Annotated in this window: 1 rRNA gene; it reads left to right on the forward strand. The window is 54.7% G+C overall.

The annotated features are described in order from the left end of the window. Positions 1–45 precede the first annotated feature (45 nt). Positions 46–430: ribosomal RNA gene (locus KNP02_RS14745) — 23S ribosomal RNA — on the forward strand; the annotation flags it as partial.

Raw genomic sequence — 430 nt, forward strand, 5'->3', positions numbered from 1 at the left:
TTAATTTCACATATGGTCCGTGAGGACCGTGTGTCTTAGACGCTAGATCAAGGTAGAAAGGGCGTACGGTGGATGCCTTGGCACTAGGAGCCGATGAAGGACGCGACGAACAGCGAAATGCCCTGGGGAGTGGTAAGTACACATTGATCCAGGGGTATCCGAATGGGGGAACCCACCGCCGGGAGACTGGCGGGACACCCGTGTGAATACATAGCACGGCGTGAGGCAAACCCGGGGAACTGAAACATCTAAGTACCCGGAGGAAGAGAAAGAAAATTCGATTCCCTGAGTAGCGGCGAGCGAAACGGGAACAGCCCAAACCAGGAAGCATGCTTCCTGGGGTTGTAGGACACTCTATACGGAGTTACAAAGGGATAGGATAGGTGAACGACCTGGAAAGGTCGGCCAGAGAAGGTGACGGCCCTGTAGC

Source organism: Exiguobacterium sp. s40, assembly GCF_018617905.1.
GTDB lineage: Bacteria > Bacillota > Bacilli > Exiguobacteriales > Exiguobacteriaceae > Exiguobacterium > Exiguobacterium mexicanum_A.